The following is a 16,880-nucleotide window of genomic DNA, read 5'->3' as shown; positions in this document are numbered from 1 at the left end:
GATCAGAACGGCGTCGCGTCGACGATCTCGACCTCGAGCGTGGCGCCGTTGGGCGCCTCGTAGGAGGCGGAGTCGCCGGCGGACTTGCCCATGATCGCCACGCCGAGCGGCGAGGTGGGCGAGTAGACGTCGAGGTCGACGCTGGAGTCCATCGAGAGCAGCTCACGCGAGCCGAGCAGGAACGTCTCGGTGTCGGTGTCGCCCTTGAAGCGGATCGTGACCTTCATGCCCGCCTCGACGAGTCCGTCGTCGGCCGGAGCCTCGCCGACCTCGGCGCGACGGAGCTTGTCCTCGAGGGCGTCGATGCGGGCGACGGTCTTGCCCTGCTCCTCGCGGGCGGCGTGGTAGCCGCCGTTCTCCTTCAGGTCGCCCTCGTCGCGGGCAGCGGCGATCTTGGCGACGACGTCGGGCAGCACGACGTTCTTGAGGTTGTCGAGCTCTGCGACGAGGCGGTCGTAGGCCTCTCGGGTCACCCAGATGGTCTCGGTCTCGGTCGACATTGCTGTACTCCTCACTACGTGCGACACCCCGGGTCTGCCCCGGGGTGAAACTATGAGTCTACCAGCCTATTTCGGTTCGCAGGAGTCCAATACTCCCGTCACCGCGCGGCGCTCGGTGCGGATCTCGACGTCGACACGCACATGGTCCGCCCCCGTGGCGGGCACGTCGACGGCCTTCTCGCCGACGACCGTCTTGTCGTGCGCCTGGGCGTAGACGGTGCACGTCAGGGCGATCGACTCGTCGCGGTAGACGTCCAGCCGGACGGTCGTCGTCTGGTCGTCGACGACGTCGTAGGAGTGCACCTCGGCCTGGTACGGGGGCACGTCGGACCACGAGGCCCACGCCGCCCACGCGACGCCCAGGGTGATGCCGATCGTCGCGATCACCGGCCAGAACCACCGCGGTCGCGTGCGGCGGTGTCGTCCGTAGCGGTCGGCGAGGTCGGTCACGCTTCCAGTGTCTCAGGGGCGTGGAAGACTGGGGCACGTGGTCGAGACCCCTGACAGCCGCCTGCGCCTCATGCACGTGCACGCGCACCCCGACGACGAGTCGAGCAAGGGTGCCGCATCCACCGCCAAGTACGTCGCCGAGGGCGTCGACGTGCACGTCGCGACGTGCACCGGCGGCGAGCGCGGCTCCATCCTCAATCCGGCCTTCGAGCACCCCGGGATCCTCGAGAATCCCGACCTGATCTCCGAGATCCGGCGCGAGGAGATGGACAAGGCCCGCGAGATCCTCGGCATCGCCCAGGACTGGCTCGGGTTCGTCGACTCCGGCTGGCCCGAGGGCAACCCGAAGCCGCCGCTGCCGGAGGGCTGCTTCGCGCTCGTCCCGCTCGAGGAGGCGGCGGCGCCGCTCGTGCGACTCATCCGCTCGTTCCGTCCGCACGTGCTGACGACGTACGACGAGAACGGCGGCTACCCGCACCCTGACCACATCAAGTGCCACGAGATCAGCGTCCACGCCTTCGAGGCGGCGGCCGATCCCGAGCGGTACCCCGAGCTGGGCGAGGCGTGGCAGGTGCAGAAGCTCTACTACCACCACGGCTGGTCGTACGAGCGGATCACGGCGATCGACGAGGCGATGAAGCGTCACGGCCTCGAGTCGCCGTATGCCGAGCGCCTCTCGACGTGGAAGTTCGATCCGGAGGCGGAGTCGCGGGTCACGACCCGGGTGCCGTGCTCGGACTACTTCGAGGTCCGCGACCGCGCGCTCATCGCCCACGCGACCCAGATCGACCCGAACGGCTTCTGGTTCGCCGTTCCCCGGGAGGTCCAGGCCGAGGCCTGGCCCACCGAGGACTACGAGCTCGTGACGTCGCACGTCGACACCCAGGTTCCCGAGGACGACCTCTTCGCCGGCCTGCGCTGACTCAACACCCCGCGGTGAAGTCGTCGCCGGAGGGTGGCGTGACGGTGGTGCTGGCCAGTTCGCGTTCCATCCTCGCCGCGTTCCGCTCCAGTTCGGCGCGGTCGTGCTCGGGACGGAACAGGCCGGTCGAGACGAGGTGGCATCGGTCGACTCCCGAGACGCTGGCCGCGACGCCGATGTCGATCGGGTCCGGTCGCAGACCGCTGCTGGACAGAACGAAGGTCCGGTCGACCAGCATCGGCTCGCCCCGCGCCGTGAGGTGGGCACGCACCACCTGCAGCGAGACCTGCAACCAACCGGCCTGCGCGTCGACGTCCCACGCCGCCTTGACCACGCGGGCGGGGCCCACCGGTCGTGAGCCGCGCTCGAAGCGGTCCGCCACGACCCACGCCACCGGCATCTCGCGCGTCTCGTGCGAGACCCGGTCCATGAGCCGCGAGAACTCCACGCGCGAACGCATGTCGAGCGCGGAGAACGTGGAGTCGGCGGCGCTGCGATGGTCGACGTCCGCCACGCCCGTGAGCTCGTCGATGCGGCCTGCGGCGTCCGCCAGCCAGGTCGCCAGGCGACGGACCTCGCCCCGCGTGAAACCCTGCGGCGGCTTCGGCGCGTCGGTCGGATCGATCTCGACAATGGGTCTGCGGGCGAACGCCAGCAGTCTCTCGGTGGCAGGGGAGTGTTCGACGGGGGCGTGCGCCCTGCCGCACGCGGCGAGACCGGCGGCGAGGAGCACGGCGAGGAGGAGTCGGAGCATTCTCGCAGCCTCACGCGTGCCGTTCGCGCCTGTCGACCGGATTTCCACAGGCCGGGGCGCGGCCGTCACGGCGACAGGTTCGATACCCAGGGGGGTAGGGTGCGGGCGTAAGGATCACGACGAAGGGAATCCACCATGTGCTCACCGGCACCGTGCCAGGCCTGCGGCAAGACGACGTGGAAGGGCTGCGGCGACCATCTCGACCAGGTCCGTGCTGCGGTGCCGCGCGACCAGTGGTGTGCGGGGCATGGCGGTCAGTTGGGTCTCGTTCCGGCCGGGGCCGATTCGGCCGGACAGTGACGTCGATCGATCCGGCCGACCTCGCGTCCGTCGTCAAGCGGCTCAAGCGGGCCCAGGGCCAGATCGGCGGGATCATCACGATGATCGAGTCGGGTCGTGAGTGCAAGGACGTCGTGACGCAGGTCGCCGCGGTCTCGAAGGCGCTCGACCGGGCGGGATTCGCGATCATCGCGACCGGCCTGCAGCAGTGCCTCTCCGAGCCCGGGGGAGCCGACCAGGTCGCCGACCTCGAGAAGCTCTTCCTGTCGCTCGCGTGACGCGGCCGCCGGAACGGCCTGCGGCCTCCGCGGTTAGGCTGGAGTCGTGACCACGTTGCAGTCCGCGGTGCTTGCCGCGGTGAAGATCGACCCCGACGGCAACCAGTCGATCGGCTGGCTCGCCGGGCTCTACACGCTCGGCCTGTTCGTCGTCGTCGGCCTGCTGCTGTGGTCGTTCACCAAGATGACCAAGCGCGCCCGCCAGCCCTGGGAGGGCGAGGACGAGAACGGCGCGGTCGACATCGACAACGACCACTCCGAGTCGGTCGATCACTCCGAGTCGGTCGATCACTCCGAGCCGCCGACCTCCTGAATCACCGCAGCCGCGCCGCCTGCCGGAAGGCGATCGCCATCTGGGCATAGCCCGCGTCGTTGGCATGGATGTCGGACTTCGCGCACATCCACGTCCAGGCGCAGATCGTCGCGACGTTCGTGGGCACGTCGCCCAGGCCCGGCGCCGACACGATCGTCCAGTCGGTGCTCTTGAACCGCTCGTCGACGAGCGCGACCTTCGCCCGGCCCGCCGTGGCGCCGCTGTCGATGTAGCCGTTCAACTGGGCCAGCAGCGTGGTCGAGTACTGCGCGAGCGCCTGTCCCTGCGGACCGGCGAGCCAGGCCGCGAGGAACGGGTTGTAGTAGTGGCCCACGACGATGCGCGCCTGGGGAGCGGCCGCCCGCAGCCGCGTGACGATCGTCGGCAGGTTCTGCTGGACGGCCGCCATGCCCGCGCCGAGGCAGGGTAGGTCGATCGACAGGTCGCGGCCCACGCACTTCTGCACGTCGTTCGCGCCGATCGTCACGGTGACGAGCCGGACCTTCCCGCGGTGCTTCCTCAGGAACGCCTCGGCCGCGGCGATCTGGCTCCCCTCGGGGTACGCGCACGACGAGCCCGTCCCGGTGAGCAGGGAGGTCGTCGTCGCCCCCGCGCAGCCCACGTTCTGCAGGCGCAGCCTGTGCCACGTCTTGCGGGCGGAGTCGTAGACGCCGCCGACGAACCCGCCGTCGAGATCGTTGCCGGCGCCCGGCTGGTAGCCCGTCGTGAGCGAGTCGCCGACCGCCACGTAGTAGCTGGCGGACCGATGGTGGTGTCCGTGGTGACCGCCGCGGTTGCCCGCATCGGCTGCGGGAGCCGCGACGAGGAAGGCGGCGGTGAGGATCGTGGTGAGGACGGCGAGCAGCAGCGGACGGAGCGGGCGGGAGCCGGACATGGACACCTCCAGTGTGACCTGAGCCACATCGTGGCACGTCCCTAGGCTGGGGGCCATGTCAGAGTTGTCGACGCCGAGGCTCCTGTTGCGCCAGTGGCGTCCCGAGGACCGTGAGCCGTTCGCGGACCTCAATGCCGACCCCGAGGTGATGCGCTACTTCCCGTCGGTCCTCGACCGAACGACCAGTGACGCGCTCGCCGATCGCATCGAGACGCGGCTGGCGGAGACCGGTTGGGGGCTGTGGGCCGTCGAGGTCTCCGGTCGGTTCGCCGGGTTCACGGGCCTCAATCCGGTGCCCGACGAGGTGCGCGCGATCGTGCGCGGCCGGCCCGCGACCGAGGTCGGCTGGCGGCTCGCCCGCTGGGCGTGGGGTCACGGCTACGCGACCGAGGCGGCGACGGCGGCGCTCGACGAAGCCTCCCGGCTCGGGCTCGGGGAGGTCGTCTCGTTCACGGCGGTCGACAATGCCCCGTCCCGCGCCGTGATGACGCGGCTGGGCATGACGCACGATCCCGCGGACGACTTCGACCACCCGCGGGTGCCGGAGGAGAGTTCGCTGCGACGTCACGTGCTGTACCGCGGGGAGGTTCGGTGAGCGACGAGACCGTCGGCGTGGTCGGCGGCGGCATCGTGGGACTCGCCGTCGCGCGTGAGCTGGGCCTGCGCCGTCCCGGCACGCGTGTCGTGGTGTTCGAGAAGGAGTCGCGGCTCGCGAGTCACCAGACGGGGCACAACTCGGGAGTCGTCCACGCCGGCATCTACTACGCGCCGGGCAGTCTCAAGGCGCGACTGTGCACGCGAGGCCGCGACCTGCTCAAGGAGTTCTGCGCCGAGCGTGGCCTGCCCTACGTCGAGTGCGGCAAGCTCGTGGTCGCCGTCGATCCGGACGAGCTGGGCCGGTTCGACGCGCTCGAGCGCACGGCGCGCGAGAACGGCGTCCCGGGCCTCAGGCGGGTCGACGGCGCGGGGATCCGCGAGATCGAGCCGCATGCCGCGGGGCTCGTGGCGCTGCACTCGCCGGCGACGGCGATCACGGACTACGTGGCCGTCGCGGAGGCGTACGGTGCGGACGTCGTCGCGGCCGGGGGGTCGATCGAGCTCTCGACGACCGTGACCGGGCTCCGGCGCCGCCCCGGCGGGATCGACGTCGTCACCGACCGCGGTGTCCACGCGGTCGCCCGGGTGATCCTGTGCGGCGGCCTGCACGCCGACCGCCTCGGAGAGCTGGCCGGGGGTGACCGGGCCCCGCGGATCGTGCCGTTCCGCGGCGAGTACATGCGGGTCGCCGACGCGAAGCGCGAGTTCGTGCGCGGCATGGTCTATCCCGTGCCGGACCCGCAGTATCCGTTCCTGGGGGTGCACTTCACCCGTCGCGTCTCCGGTGAGCTGGAGGTCGGGCCGAACGCCGTCCTCGGCCTGCGCCGTGAGGGCTATCGCCGGTCGGACGTGAGCGCGGCCGACGTGCGCGACGTGCTCGGCTGGCCCGGCTTCTGGCACCTCGCGGCCCGGCACTGGCGGACGGGCGTCAAGGAGGTCTCGGGTTCCATGTCGAAGCGCCTGTACATGCGCTCGGCCCGGCGTTACGTGCCGGAGATCGGCGCCGCGGACGTCGTCCGAGCCGGCGCGGGGGTGAGGGCCCAGGCGGTCGAGCGCGACGGCACGATGGTCGACGACTTCCGCATCACCCACGAGGACGGCATCACGAGCGTCCGCAACGCGCCCTCGCCCGCCGCGACCTCGAGCCTCGCGATCGCGGAGTACGTCGTCGACGAGGTCTGGCCGCGGTGATCTTGATCAGGACCCTGACGCTCGGGCGTTCTCCTGGCTCATGACGCACCTCGAAGTCGAAGTGCCGCAAGCGACCCGACCTCGACGAGTTGAGTGACGAACTCATCGCGGCTGAGCGCCAGATCGCCTCGGAGCCACTGGGCCACCACGTGGGTCGAGCCGGACACCAGGAGATGGCCGATCATCTGGGCCGCCGGGTCGTCGACGTCGCTGCCTGCGATCCGCTGCAGGAGTTGGTCGACGAAGGTGTCGATGGCGTGGTCGCGGGTGGCCAGAAGTGTGCGGTTTCCGGCTGACTCGAGGTACAGCCGGGCCACGCGCGGGTCATCCATGCCGTCCAGGACCGCCTCGACCGCGACCGTGAGCACCGTCTCCGGCGCGGCACCAGCGGCGCTCTCGGTGCTCTCGATGGCGCGTCCGACGTCGTCGAAGACGTCCTGCAGGGCGGTCGAGAGGAGGTCGTCGAGGGTGTCGAAGCTCTCGTAGAAGTAGCGCTTCGCCAGGCCGGCCCGGGTGCACACCGCGCCGACGGTCACGTCGACCACGCCGACGTCACCGATCAGGTCGAGGGCGGCCTGGAGGAGGCGCGAGCGGCGGTCCGACCGGCGATCTGCCGGTGCGACACCCGCGTACCGACGTTCGGAACCGGCGGTCGAGCTCATGGAGGGATCTTGACAGTCGAGAGGGCCCACTGCAACAGTTCAGGAACTGCGACGGTGCAGTTCCCGATTGGAGTGGACATGATCTGTTGCGTGGCTGCGGTCGCCATCGCGGCTGGGCTGCTCCGGCTGGTGCGGTGGCCGGTGCGCTGGGTCGCCGGGGTCGGCGACGACTCGCGCGACGAACTGCCGCCCGCGGCTCGATACGTCGCGCAGACGGATCACTGGGCGTCATGACCGAGGTGAGAACCCACGAGTTGTCGGTACCGCTGTTGAACGAGGAGGCGCCGCTGCTGCCGCCGGTCACCCGGCGGAAGGTGGCCCGTTTCGGGCTGGTCATCGCCGGGGTGTGGCTGGGGGGCTGGGCCGGGGTGCTCACCGGGCGGCAACCACTCGTCGACCTGGGCTTGGGGCTGATGCTCCCCGGTGGCACCCACTTCGCCCACGGGCACCTCGTGCACGGCGCCGCGGTGCTCGTGGCCTTCGTCGTCAGTGTGTTCGTGTGGTGGATGATTGGCGCGTACGTCGCTCCGTTCGTCGTCTGGGGCCTCGAACTCGCGATGGTGGCGATCGTGCCCCAAGGTCACGGGCACCTGCCGTCGCCCGTCGGCGTCGCGCTGGTCGTTCCCGCGGTCGTCGCGGTGTCGCTCCTGTGGCACTCGGTACGACACGTCCGCCGACGTCGATTCGCGGCGCGCACCAACGAGATGCTGTGCGAGGTGCGGTTCGAGGTGACGGCGATACCCTCACGGCCGGACCTGCCGGTGCGCGAGGCATCACCGGAGGATCTCTCTCGGTTGCGTCTGGCATTCGACCTGGCGCTGCAGCCCCTGGAGCGTTTCGACGGGTTCGACCGGCGCGACCAGTTCCGCGAAGCCGCCCTGCGCTACCAGTTGTGCATCCTCGGCTACGCCCTGTCGACCTACCGGTACAACTGCGCCCCGGCCTTCGCGGGCTATCTCACCGAGGCGCAGTCGAGGGCGATCCAGAAGATGGGGGACCGGAAGGTCTGGGGCTACTGGGCGCTCGAGAATGCCTGGGGACGACTCGAACGCGGCCGAGATCCGGTCGACAACGCCGACAACATCATGTTGACCGGGTGGCAGGGAGCGGCCGTCGGCATGTTCGAGGTGCTGGAGGACCGGCGCTTCTGCGAGCCCGGCGCGCTCACGTACCGCTGGTCGGAGGACGAGGCCTACCCGAACGACTTCAGCTCGCTCGCGAGGTCGATCGAGCGCAACATGCGCAGGTCGCCGTACACGCTCTACTCCTGTGAGCCCCGATGGATCTACCCGGTGTGCAACACGTTCGGGGTCAACACGCTCGTGCTGCACGACCGACTGCACGGCACCACGATGTTCCCCAACCTCGAGGAGCGGATCCGCAGGGCCTTCCTCGAGGAGTTCCATCGACCCGACGGGAGGATCGTCGGCGTCAGGTCGGAGACGCTCGGGTTGTCGTGGAGTCCGTGGGCGGGCGACGGCGTGTGGCTCCCGACGACGTTCTGGATGCACCCTGCGCTTCCCGACCTCGCCCATCGATCGTGGTGGTTGATGCGTGAGAACGTGCTGCGGCACGACGGCGAACGGTTCCACCTGCCGCTGACCATCGCCAACCGCTGCGATGCCGGCTCCTACTCCTTCCGGCGTGACGCCTTCGGACAGATCCTGCTGGCCATGGCGGCCCGCGAGATCGGCGACGAGGACGTGGCCTCGAACGTGCTGCACCACCTCGACGCGACCGAATCGATGCTGCGGGTCGGCGGAGTCTCGCGGTACGCGGACGTGTCGGTGCAGGGCAACCTCTACGCGCTGATGGCCCGCTTCGGACGAGCCGCGGGGATGCGCGACCTGGTCAACCACGGCCTGCCGGAAGCGTGGTCGAACGGTCCGCGCCTCGCCGACGCCTCCTACCCCGAGGTGCTTGTGGCACGCGCCGTCACGGACGGCGACGCGCTCCGTTGCGTTCTCCGCCCCGGCGCAGGCCCGAGGCGTTCTCGGGTCGCGATCGACCGTGCGCGCCCGGGTGGCCGATACGCCGTCCGCGGGGCGGTCGAGACCGAGGTGCTGGCGGATCACGCTGGTCGGCTCGTCCTCGAGGTCGACCTGGCCGGCCGCACCGAGCTGGATCTGGAGCCGGTCTCGTGAGGCGTGTGCTCGGCCGCACGGTCCGTCGACAGATGGCCGAGCTCGATCCCGTCGTCGATGCCGATCGCCTCGCTCGACTCTCACTGGTGACGCTCAACGGCCGACCGGCCGTCGTGTATGCGCTGTTCACGGTGGCGTTCCTCAAACAGGTCGCCGTGCCCACGATGGCCTCCACGCTCTATCGGCGGGGCACCGGCGACATCGTGCGCGAGACTCTGCAGCGCAACGACGACACCATTGTCTTCTTCGGGCACCTGCTCGACCACGGACCTGACTCGGACGTCGGCCGTGCATGGATCACGAGGCTCAACGAGATCCACGCGCACTTCCCTCTGCGCAACGCGGACTCGGTGTACACGTTGTCCACGCTTGCGCTCGATCCGCACGAGCTGACCGCAGCCCTCGGGGCATCGCCGTTCAGCGCAGCCGAGCGCCAGGCGCACTGGAGGTTCTGGCGTGCCGTCGCGGTGGGACAGGAACTGCGTGATGTGCCCCAGAGTGCAGACGACCTTCGGGCCTGGGCTCTCGACTATGAGGCGCGGGAGTTCGCCCCGAACGAGGACGGCCGCATCATCGCCGCCGCCCTGATCGAGGCGTTCGGCCAGCGCTGCCTCCCAGGACTGTTGCGCCGCTGGGATGCGCAGGTCATCTCGGCCTTCAGCCCGCCACGGCTGCGCCAGGTCCACGGCCTGCCGGACCCGGGCCGCGTCGTGTCCGCCACCGTGCGCCTTCTGCTGACCGCCTACGTGCGGACCCTGTCGCTCCACCCGGTTCCGGTCGACCGCTCCCTGGCTGTGGACTTCGGCGACAGGCGGTACGGCCGACGCTCGCCGAGCGAGGTGGGCTACCGCGCCGGGCGTCGGGCGGCTGACCGCCCGCCATCGTGACCGGTTGACGCTGACTGGCTGTCGTCGTGCCCTTCCCTCCGTCGCCGCGAGGTGATAGCAAGAACGGGCGGTTCCGGGTTCGCATCGTGGAGGTGAGACGCATGAAGGTCGTCGTCCAGGAGTTCCTCTCGCTCGACGGCGTGTCGCAGGGGCCCGGGGCGCCCGACGAGGACCCGAGCGACGGGTTCACGCGCGGCGGCTGGTTCGCGCCCTTCGTCGACGAGTCGTTCCTCGAGCTCGTCGGGGGCTGGCTCGGCGAGGCGGACGCTCTGCTGCTCGGCCGCCGGACCTACGAGAACTTCGCCCGCGACTGGCCCCAGATGACCGACCATCCGTTCGGGGCGATCATGAACGGCCTCCCGAAGTACGTGGCCACGCGCGGCTCGGTGGAGGCCACGTGGTCGCCGACGACCGTCCTGTCCGGTGACGTCACGGCGCAGGTGGCCGAGCTCAAGCAGCAGGAGGGTCGCGAGCTGCAGGTCCACGGCAGCGCCCGGCTGGCCCAGTCACTCCTGGCGGCGGGTCTGGTCGACGCGCTGCGCCTCTCGGTCGCGCCCGTGGTGGTGGGAGAGGGGCGGCGGCTCCTGCCGGACGCCGGAGCCCCGGCGGGGCTGAGGCTCGCCAGCCACGACACCACCGCGCTCGGTCTCTCGGTGCACACCTTCGACGTCGTCGGTGTGCCCGAGTTCGCCGTCTACGGCCCCGACTCGTGACGGCCCGGCCCGGGCGTGACCTGGGCGCGGAGTTCGCGATCCTCCGCGCCCGCCTGGTCGGGCTGCGCCGGTCCGACGACAACGGGCCCCTGCTGGCCATCGAGGACGTGGTGGTTCTCGGACGAGCCCCCGAGGTCATCGTGGGCCGGATTCGGTTCATCGACGAGCGCGCCCCGGGCCGCCCCGTGCGAACCTCCGACTTCGACTACGAGGTCGTGGAGCTCGGCCTCGGCGGCCCGGAGGACGCGGCCGACCTGCTCCTGGTCAATCTCGAGGAAGACCTGCTCGCCGCGGACTGAGATGGCGGGATTCGCCATGGACGACCCGTGGATGCTCCACTGCCGGTTTCCGGTTTCTGTCGGTGGTAACCGGGAAACTGCGGGTAGGAGAGAGGAGTGCGAATGAGTGAATCGAGGGAGGCGCTAGTCGCGCGGGCGGAGTCGCTGGCGAAAGCTGCGCACCAGGGTCAGGTGGACGCGCAGGGGCGAGATTATGCCGCGGCGCACCTGGCTCCGATCGCGGCCGGCTGTGGCTCGATCGGTCCGGAACTCGAGGTCGTCGGGTGGCTTCACGACATCCTCGAGGACACCGAGGTGACCGCGGAGCAGCTCCTCGACGAGGGCTTCCCAACGGAGCTGGTCGATGCCGTGGTCTCGGTCACCAAACGGGAGGGCGAGCCGTATCCCGATCTGATCGAGCGGGCCTGTGCCGACATCAACGGCCGCTACGTCAAGTACGTCGACAACGCGTGGAACATCGCCACCAACTCAACTCTGACCCTGATCGATCCGGCCCGTGCGCACAAAATGCTTCACATGAAGTACCTCCCCGCGCGGCGGCGCTTGGACGCCTCGTTCCAGGGGATCGACTTCGACGACTTGGCCATGGAAACACTCGACGAGGTCTTCGGTCGATTCCGCGAGTTCCTCCCGCCCAGGACGGCGTGGGCGGGGGTGCTGCGGCTGGAAGTCTGGACCAATGCGGCTGGCGACTTGTGCGTGCACGGTGAGGACCAGACCGCCCCGTACGGGGCGCTTCAGCACAACATCGATCTTCGGGTCCCGTCCTCAGAGCTGCCGCACCTTCGCTACGCGTTGGACGCCCACCCGCTCGTAGACATCGTCCAACTCGTGATCCAGAATGCGACGCACATGTTCGGGGGCCTCTTCACCGAGTGGCTTGCCGGGCAAGCGATCGATTTCGAATACAGCGACAGCATGATTGAGCGCTGAGGGGGCAGAGATGGCGGATCGGGCGGACGTTCAACTCAGTCCGTCGACGAACCTTGCTCTGGCGGTCGGCAGCGTTCTGCTGGTCCTGCTGGATGTGGAGGGCCTCGCGCCAGTGTTGTTGGTGGTGCTTTCGGCAGCTTCGATCACTACGTTGGTCCATCGTCACTTCGAGACCCTCGGGCTGTGGCTGCTGGTGGGGCTTGTCGCCCTGCCCATCACCCTTCGCGTACTTCGCAACTGCTGCACTTCACGCAAACCAAGCAACGGGGCAATCTCCTTGGCGCCGCAGCGTGATCGGCGATAAGGCAGGGAGGCCGGACGCCGGTCACGCAGCGCGGCTGAGGCTCGCCAGCCACGACACCACCGCGCTCGGTCTCTCGGTGCACACCTTCGACGTCGTCGGCCTGCCCGAGTTCGCCGTCTACGGCCCCGACTCGTGACGGCGCCGCGGCGCCGTGGCCTGGACGCGGAGTTCGCGATCCTCCGCGCCGGCCTGGTCGGCGTGCAGTGGACCGACGACCGCGGTCCGATCTTCACGATCGAAGATGTGACCGTCGTGTCCACCTCGCCGGATGTCATCGCCGGCCGCATTCGATACCGGGACGAGCGTGCTGCGGGCCGGCCCGTCTGGACGTCCGACTTCGACTACGAGGTCAGGTACTTGGCCGCCGGTCGGCCCCAGGGTGCGGTGGACCTGCTCCTGCTCGACCTCGACGAGGAAGTGCTCGCCTTCGACTGACGTGTTGGGAACGTCGTCGTGGACCGCTGGCACGCGCACGTTGCTCCGGCCGCGTTCGGCTACTCGTCGGCGTGGGCGTCCGCCAGCGGAGCGGAGGGCATGCCCGCGAGGGCGTCACGGAGGGCGGCTCGCGAGGTGATGCCCAACTTCGGGAACAGTTGATAGAGATGGGTGCCGACGGTGCGCGGCGCGAGGTAGAGCCGCTCGCCGATCTGCTTGTTGGTCAGTCCCTCGGCGGCGAGGAGGGCGATCTCCAGTTGTTGCGGAGTGAGGACGTCGACGGCGACCGTCGGAGTCGCCGTCGGCGACGCCTCGCAGCAGGGGAGTGAGGTTGCCGACCAGCAGGCCGGTGCTGAGCCCGCCGTCCCCGGCATTGTTGAGGATCGTCACCGTCGGAACGGCGACGCTCTCCGAGCCGGGCAGCAGGCTGGCGATCGACGCATCGAAGTCCGCGGGGATCACCACCGCGCCGGCGACGCTGTTCTCCTGCATCGCGGTGGCCAGCTCGTCTCGGCTCATCCGAGTGACGGCGAGCTTCTCGCCGCCCCCGCCTCGATCGCCGCCGCGACCTTGTTGGCGACCTCGGGGCCTGCCGTCGCGGTCTGCTTCTCGACCACCAGGCCGACCTGCATGCCGGACAGGTGCTCCTGCGGATCGACCGTGCCCGCGAGGTAGATCGACGGCAGGACCGCCGCCAGCCCGACGATTATGAGGATCGGCATCAGCCACGTGCGTCGCGCGCTGAGCGTGTGTCGTGCGTTCATGGTGTGCTCCTGAGATGTGGGGACGACTGCTTGTCCTCCACACTCACGCCGAGGCGCGGGGCGGGGCTTGAGCCATCTGCCCGGACTGGAAGGTCCGGGCATGAGTCATGTGACGTAGGCGCACGAGCGGGGGTTGGCGGACCACCGCGGCTCGAATGAATGGTCGTTTCACGAATTACTCTCGGCTCGCGCGGACCCTCGATAGGGTCGCCCCATGATGAGGGTGGCGAGACGTCTCGGCTGGTCGCTCACCGTCACGATTGTGCTGACCATCGGGATGCTCGCCGGGGTGACTCCTGCCCAGGCCGCTGCGAAACCGGCCAAGATCTCGCTGTCGTTGTCGGCATCGACGGCCAGGGCCGGCCAGGGCGTGACGGCGAGCGGACGCGTTCGGCCTTCGTCGAAGGCACGCAAGGTGGTGGTCGAACGCAAGCTCGGACGCACATGGAAGGTCGTCGGCGCAATGCGTGTGACGAAGTCGTCGACCTTTCGAGTGCGCTTCACGGCCAGTGGGGCGGGGACGTGGCAACTCCGATCAAGGATTGCGACTCCTCGAGGGCTGAGGAAAGTCGTCTCGAGCTCGAGAGCACTCACGGTGTGGCGACGGGCCAGCGTTGAGGTGCGCGCCACGCCGAATGACCTCACGGCGGGCCAGGCAACGACGATCACCGGACGCGTGCATCCCTTCGATTCCCGATCTCGCGTGTCGCTTCAACGACGTGTCGGAAAGTCGTGGGTCACCGATGGAGGCCGGATTGGGCTGTCACGTGCCGGCGGCTTCTCGTTCGTCAGGACGCCCGGCGGTGGAGTCACGGAGTACCGAGTCGTATCCGCGCAGACGGCATCGTTCATCGCGCAGGCCGTATCGGCCTCCGTCACGGTGAGGGTCTCCACTCCGAATCCACCGGACCTGCTGGAGTTCACCTCGACGACCGTGGCCCTGTCCGGGAGCGCACGGGTGGGCTCGAGCCTCACCGTCGACCTCCGAGGATGGACCCCCACTCCCGACCGGGTCGAACTCACGTGGCGTCGGGACGGAACACCGATCGCCGGCGCGGACGGTGACACCTACCTCCTGCGAAGCGACGACGCCGGAGCGGCGATCTCGGTGACCGTGGCTGGCCACAAGACCGGCTGGTTACCGGCCGTTTCGACGAGTTCAGCCGTCCAGGTGGATCCCGCAGTCACGAGTCGCACGGAGCTGACGTTCGACCGCCTGACTGTGGAAGCGGGGGCGGGCCAAGGGATCGCCGTTCAATCCTTCGAGATGAGCGATGCCGCGTGGAACGCCCTGCATGGCCTACTGGACCTGGGCGTCATCGCGGGAACGCCGTTCGAGATCACGGTCGATGGCGACGTGCCCACCGGCGGAGTGCTGATCAGCAAGCGATATCACGTACCGCTTCCCGACGGTCTCACCGCGACGCTGGGCTACTTCAATGAGGAGATCGGCGAATGGGAGATGGTCGAGTCGACCGTGTCGTCCGATCGACGTTCCGTGCGGGCTGTGGTGCCACATCTGTCCGCATGGGACGACTTCGTGTCAGGTGCGGCGTCGGCGCGAGACGAGTTCCTCGAGAAGTCGGCACTGGCCACGGCCCCCATCGTCGAGGGAGGCCGGGAGATCCGAGATCGCATCGGCGAGGGAATCAACTCGGTCTCCGAGGCGATCTACTACTCGTCCGCGAGCGTCTTCGACGAGCGCGTCGATCCGCCTTCGTGCGACACAGCCGTGCCGGGTTGGGCGTCCGCGCCGGTCGTTCCGTCGTTCGCCGCAAATGCTCCCACGCACTGGTGCGTCGGAGCGGACCCTGCGAATCCCGATCAGGTATTGGTCAAGGCTCGCGTGAACCGTGGCTACGCCATGGCCTGGGCCGCCTCGGCGCAACCAACGCAGGTCGGCGACAGCGGCAGCGACCGGCGTATGGAAGAGGCGGCGATTGACGCGTTCACCCGTACCTCGGCCGCCGGTGCGGAGGTTGCGCAGGAACTGCTCAGCGATGGCGACCTCGTGCTGGGGGGCGAGGAGATCGCCCTCACCTTCTCCAGATCCGGCGTGGAATCCGCGGCCGGGGCGACGGTCAGGCTCGAGTACCCGTCCGGAGTCCAGGTCCTGCTCTCGATCCTCACTCGTGTCCTCATCGACGCTGGACTGACCGAAGTGGACGCGAAGGTGAGCACTGCGTTGACCCTCGCAAGTTGCGGGCGAACGATAGTCAGCACGAGAGCCGTGGAGGACGCGGTCGCCCTGTTTGCCTCGTGCTACGGCGTCGCGACGGAGAAACGCGTCGCCGCGACCATCACACGCGCCCTCGCTGACCTATACCCGAAGGAGTCGCAGGCGGTCCTGGGAGAGCGTGCCGCCAAGGCGACCCGTCGCCTGTCTGCCTATCTGCGGTTCATCGGTCCGGTCGTGACGGCTGCCAGTTACCTCACCGACAGGAGCGCCGACCCCGGCGGAGCGCAGAACCAGGCGAGCGTCGCGTCGGCGACGCCGCCACCTGTCTCGACGTCGCTGGTACACCCGGGGCGCTCCGCCCGCGATCTGCCTGCCGACTGGGAGCAGGTCTCGACCGGAGACCTTCATACCTGCGGGATCAAGGCCGGTGGCCAGTTGTGGTGCTGGGGGAACAACGAGGACGGCCAGCTCGGACTCGGCGATCGTCTGAGCCGTAGGGAACCCACCCGAGTGGGACGTCGGGTGGACTGGCTGCGGGTCTACTCCGGGAGTGGCCACACCTGCGCCCTGAGGTGGGATCACAGCGCGTGGTGTTGGGGCGCGAACCAAGTCGGTCAGCTGGGGGTGGGAGACACCGAGGATCATTTGGTCCCGTCCCGCATCCAGGTCGACGATTGGGACGTGCTCGCCGTCAGCGGCACCGAGACCTGCGGTCTGCGAGACGGAGGACTCTGGTGCTGGGGCGCCATGCTGCCCACGCACTACAACGACGGGCTCTACGGAGTGACCGAACCGATGCGCATCGGCTCCGACAACGACTGGACGGTCGTGTCCGGCGCGCTTGGCGGCCAGTGGTGCGGAATCCGCCACTTTGGCGAGCTGTACTGCTGGGGCTATTACACCGCCGTTGAATGGAGCGTCGAACGGTCTGAACCAACGAGGATCGGCGACGGCGCGGGCTGGTCGGCGATCTCCCCGGGCGAGGGCAGGTCGTGCGGCCTTCGATTCCAGGGCGAGTTGTGGTGTTGGCGCGAAGACGCCGACTGGGTTCCCGTCGGAGACGATTACGAACTCGAGACGTCCGCGATACCCGAGCATGCCGGTGACGACTGGACTGCTCTCAGCAGCTTGGACGGCACCTGGTGCGGTATCCGTTCGGGTGGGTCCTTGTGGTGCGGCGGGGGGTTGGAGCCCACTCTGATCGACCCGGGGCCGTGGGATTCCATCTCGCGACGTATCCGACACGCATGCGGAACGCGCAATGGCGGCCAGTTGTGGTGCTGGGGCGACAACTCTGACGGTCAACTCGCGCGGTGACGGGGGAGCCTCCAGCGACGGAGGGCATCATTCAATACACGGCGGTCCGTGGACCGTGGAGGCC

General features: G+C 69.1%; 21 protein-coding genes. 14 read left to right on the top strand and 7 right to left on the bottom strand.

Going from position 1 to position 16,880, the window contains the following annotated elements; genetic code table 11:
• Window positions 1–2 precede the first annotated feature (2 nt).
• Complete coding sequence (greA, locus tag ACT26F_RS09895; RefSeq protein WP_471670360.1) at window positions 3–500, bottom strand: transcription elongation factor GreA; 498 nt, start codon at window positions 498–500, stop codon at window positions 3–5.
• A gap of 66 nt (window positions 501–566) precedes the next feature.
• Window positions 567–950, bottom strand: coding sequence for a DUF4307 domain-containing protein (locus ACT26F_RS09890; protein ID WP_471670359.1), 384 nt, complete (start codon window positions 948–950; stop codon window positions 567–569).
• Between the two features lie 70 nt (window positions 951–1,020).
• On the opposite strand from ACT26F_RS09890, the gene mca reads away from it, so the two are divergent.
• The gene (gene mca / locus ACT26F_RS09885; protein ID WP_471671675.1) at window positions 1,021–1,872 is read left to right on the top strand and encodes a mycothiol conjugate amidase Mca; all 852 of its coding nucleotides are present in this window, start codon (window positions 1,021–1,023) and stop codon (window positions 1,870–1,872) included.
• Between the two features lies 1 nt (window position 1,873).
• On the opposite strand, the gene ACT26F_RS09880 is transcribed toward mca, so the two are convergent.
• Window positions 1,874–2,626 (bottom strand): hypothetical protein, encoded by a 753-nt coding sequence (locus ACT26F_RS09880; protein ID WP_471670358.1) that lies wholly within the window; start codon window positions 2,624–2,626, stop codon window positions 1,874–1,876.
• Window positions 2,627–2,922: 296 nt separating this feature from the next.
• Between ACT26F_RS09880 and ACT26F_RS09875 the strand changes: the two genes are divergently transcribed.
• A complete protein-coding gene (locus ACT26F_RS09875) occupies window positions 2,923–3,183 on the top strand; it encodes a metal-sensitive transcriptional regulator (RefSeq protein WP_471670357.1) in 261 nt (86 codons plus the stop codon).
• Window positions 3,184–3,229: 46 nt separating this feature from the next.
• Window positions 3,230–3,496 carry a hypothetical protein gene (locus tag ACT26F_RS09870; protein ID WP_471670356.1) on the top strand — a complete coding sequence of 89 codons (267 nt, stop codon included), beginning with the start codon at window positions 3,230–3,232 and terminating at the stop codon, window positions 3,494–3,496.
• A 1-nt stretch (window position 3,497) separates the two neighbouring features.
• Here the strand turns inward: ACT26F_RS09870 and ACT26F_RS09865 are convergent, their stop codons facing one another.
• Window positions 3,498–4,391: a GDSL-type esterase/lipase family protein gene (locus ACT26F_RS09865; protein WP_471670355.1), complete on the bottom strand. Its 894-nt coding sequence runs from the start codon at window positions 4,389–4,391 to the stop codon at window positions 3,498–3,500.
• Between the two features lie 55 nt (window positions 4,392–4,446).
• On the opposite strand from ACT26F_RS09865, the gene ACT26F_RS09860 reads away from it, so the two are divergent.
• The gene (locus ACT26F_RS09860) at window positions 4,447–4,986 is read left to right on the top strand and encodes a GNAT family N-acetyltransferase (RefSeq protein ID WP_471670354.1); all 540 of its coding nucleotides are present in this window, start codon (window positions 4,447–4,449) and stop codon (window positions 4,984–4,986) included.
• The gene (gene lhgO / locus ACT26F_RS09855) at window positions 4,983–6,179 is read left to right on the top strand and encodes an L-2-hydroxyglutarate oxidase (RefSeq protein ID WP_471670353.1); all 1,197 of its coding nucleotides are present in this window, start codon (window positions 4,983–4,985) and stop codon (window positions 6,177–6,179) included. The genes ACT26F_RS09860 and lhgO overlap by 4 nt, the downstream gene beginning before the upstream one ends.
• Window positions 6,180–6,217: 38 nt before the next feature.
• Here lhgO and ACT26F_RS09850 read toward each other — a convergent pair whose 3' ends face one another.
• Window positions 6,218–6,841 (bottom strand): TetR family transcriptional regulator, encoded by a 624-nt coding sequence (locus ACT26F_RS09850; RefSeq protein ID WP_471670352.1) that lies wholly within the window; start codon window positions 6,839–6,841, stop codon window positions 6,218–6,220.
• A 90-nt stretch (window positions 6,842–6,931) separates the two neighbouring features.
• Between ACT26F_RS09850 and ACT26F_RS09845 the strand changes: the two genes are divergently transcribed.
• The 8 genes from ACT26F_RS09845 (at window position 6,932) to ACT26F_RS09810 (ending at window position 12,556) form a co-directional block, all read left to right on the top strand.
• Window positions 6,932–7,075 (top strand): hypothetical protein, encoded by a 144-nt coding sequence (locus ACT26F_RS09845; RefSeq protein WP_471670351.1) that lies wholly within the window; start codon window positions 6,932–6,934, stop codon window positions 7,073–7,075.
• Window positions 7,072–8,985: a linalool dehydratase/isomerase domain-containing protein gene (locus tag ACT26F_RS09840; RefSeq protein ID WP_471670350.1), complete on the top strand. Its 1,914-nt coding sequence runs from the start codon at window positions 7,072–7,074 to the stop codon at window positions 8,983–8,985. The genes ACT26F_RS09845 and ACT26F_RS09840 overlap by 4 nt, the downstream gene beginning before the upstream one ends.
• 86 nt (window positions 8,986–9,071) lie before the next feature.
• Window positions 9,072–9,872: an oxygenase MpaB family protein gene (locus ACT26F_RS09835; RefSeq protein ID WP_471670349.1), complete on the top strand. Its 801-nt coding sequence runs from the start codon at window positions 9,072–9,074 to the stop codon at window positions 9,870–9,872.
• A gap of 101 nt (window positions 9,873–9,973) precedes the next feature.
• Window positions 9,974–10,585 carry a dihydrofolate reductase family protein gene (locus ACT26F_RS09830; RefSeq protein WP_471670348.1) on the top strand — a complete coding sequence of 204 codons (612 nt, stop codon included), beginning with the start codon at window positions 9,974–9,976 and terminating at the stop codon, window positions 10,583–10,585.
• A complete protein-coding gene (locus tag ACT26F_RS09825; protein ID WP_471670347.1) occupies window positions 10,582–10,884 on the top strand; it encodes a hypothetical protein in 303 nt (100 codons plus the stop codon). The genes ACT26F_RS09830 and ACT26F_RS09825 overlap by 4 nt, the downstream gene beginning before the upstream one ends.
• Window positions 10,885–10,986: 102 nt before the next feature.
• Complete coding sequence (locus ACT26F_RS09820; protein ID WP_471670346.1) at window positions 10,987–11,817, top strand: hypothetical protein; 831 nt, start codon at window positions 10,987–10,989, stop codon at window positions 11,815–11,817.
• Window positions 11,818–12,107: 290 nt separating this feature from the next.
• Entirely contained in the window at window positions 12,108–12,257 is a 150-nt protein-coding gene (locus ACT26F_RS09815; RefSeq protein WP_471670345.1) for a hypothetical protein, read from the top strand.
• Window positions 12,254–12,556 carry a hypothetical protein gene (locus ACT26F_RS09810; RefSeq protein ID WP_471670344.1) on the top strand — a complete coding sequence of 101 codons (303 nt, stop codon included), beginning with the start codon at window positions 12,254–12,256 and terminating at the stop codon, window positions 12,554–12,556. The genes ACT26F_RS09815 and ACT26F_RS09810 overlap by 4 nt, the downstream gene beginning before the upstream one ends.
• A 59-nt stretch (window positions 12,557–12,615) precedes the next feature.
• On the opposite strand, the gene ACT26F_RS09805 is transcribed toward ACT26F_RS09810, so the two are convergent.
• Window positions 12,616–12,930, bottom strand: a complete 315-nt coding sequence (locus ACT26F_RS09805; protein ID WP_471670343.1) for a response regulator transcription factor — start codon at window positions 12,928–12,930, stop codon at window positions 12,616–12,618.
• Window positions 12,931–13,071: 141 nt separating this feature from the next.
• On the bottom strand, window positions 13,072–13,320 hold the full coding sequence (locus ACT26F_RS09800; RefSeq protein ID WP_471670342.1) for a hypothetical protein: 249 nt from the start codon (window positions 13,318–13,320) through the stop codon (window positions 13,072–13,074).
• A 214-nt stretch (window positions 13,321–13,534) separates the two neighbouring features.
• Here ACT26F_RS09800 and ACT26F_RS09795 point away from each other — a divergent pair, with 214 nt between their 5' ends.
• Entirely contained in the window at window positions 13,535–16,816 is a 3,282-nt protein-coding gene (locus ACT26F_RS09795; RefSeq protein WP_471670341.1) for an RCC1 domain-containing protein, read from the top strand.
• The last annotated feature ends 64 nt before the right edge of the window (window positions 16,817–16,880 follow it).

It is taken from the genome of Aeromicrobium sp. SP1 (assembly GCF_055663785.1).
This window is presented reverse-complemented; position numbering and strand designations above follow the sequence as displayed.

Excerpts from the sequence above, each read along its gene's own strand:
- greA (WP_471670360.1), bottom strand. The coding sequence starts at position 500 with ATGTCGACCGAGACCGAGACCATCTGGGTGACCCGAGAGGCCTACGAC.
- mca (WP_471671675.1), top strand. The coding sequence starts at position 1,021 with ATGCACGTGCACGCGCACCCCGACGACGAGTCGAGCAAGGGTGCCGCA.
- ACT26F_RS09880 (WP_471670358.1), bottom strand. The coding sequence starts at position 2,626 with ATGCTCCGACTCCTCCTCGCCGTGCTCCTCGCCGCCGGTCTCGCCGCG.
- ACT26F_RS09865 (WP_471670355.1), bottom strand. The coding sequence starts at position 4,391 with ATGTCCGGCTCCCGCCCGCTCCGTCCGCTGCTGCTCGCCGTCCTCACC.
- ACT26F_RS09860 (WP_471670354.1), top strand. The coding sequence starts at position 4,447 with ATGTCAGAGTTGTCGACGCCGAGGCTCCTGTTGCGCCAGTGGCGTCCC.
- ACT26F_RS09850 (WP_471670352.1), bottom strand. The coding sequence starts at position 6,841 with ATGAGCTCGACCGCCGGTTCCGAACGTCGGTACGCGGGTGTCGCACCG.
- ACT26F_RS09840 (WP_471670350.1), top strand. The coding sequence starts at position 7,072 with ATGACCGAGGTGAGAACCCACGAGTTGTCGGTACCGCTGTTGAACGAG.
- ACT26F_RS09830 (WP_471670348.1), top strand. The coding sequence starts at position 9,974 with ATGAAGGTCGTCGTCCAGGAGTTCCTCTCGCTCGACGGCGTGTCGCAG.
- ACT26F_RS09820 (WP_471670346.1), top strand. The coding sequence starts at position 10,987 with ATGAGTGAATCGAGGGAGGCGCTAGTCGCGCGGGCGGAGTCGCTGGCG.
- ACT26F_RS09805 (WP_471670343.1), bottom strand. The coding sequence starts at position 12,930 with ATGCCGGGGACGGCGGGCTCAGCACCGGCCTGCTGGTCGGCAACCTCA.
- ACT26F_RS09800 (WP_471670342.1), bottom strand. The coding sequence starts at position 13,320 with ATGAACGCACGACACACGCTCAGCGCGCGACGCACGTGGCTGATGCCG.
- ACT26F_RS09795 (WP_471670341.1), top strand. The coding sequence starts at position 13,535 with ATGATGAGGGTGGCGAGACGTCTCGGCTGGTCGCTCACCGTCACGATT.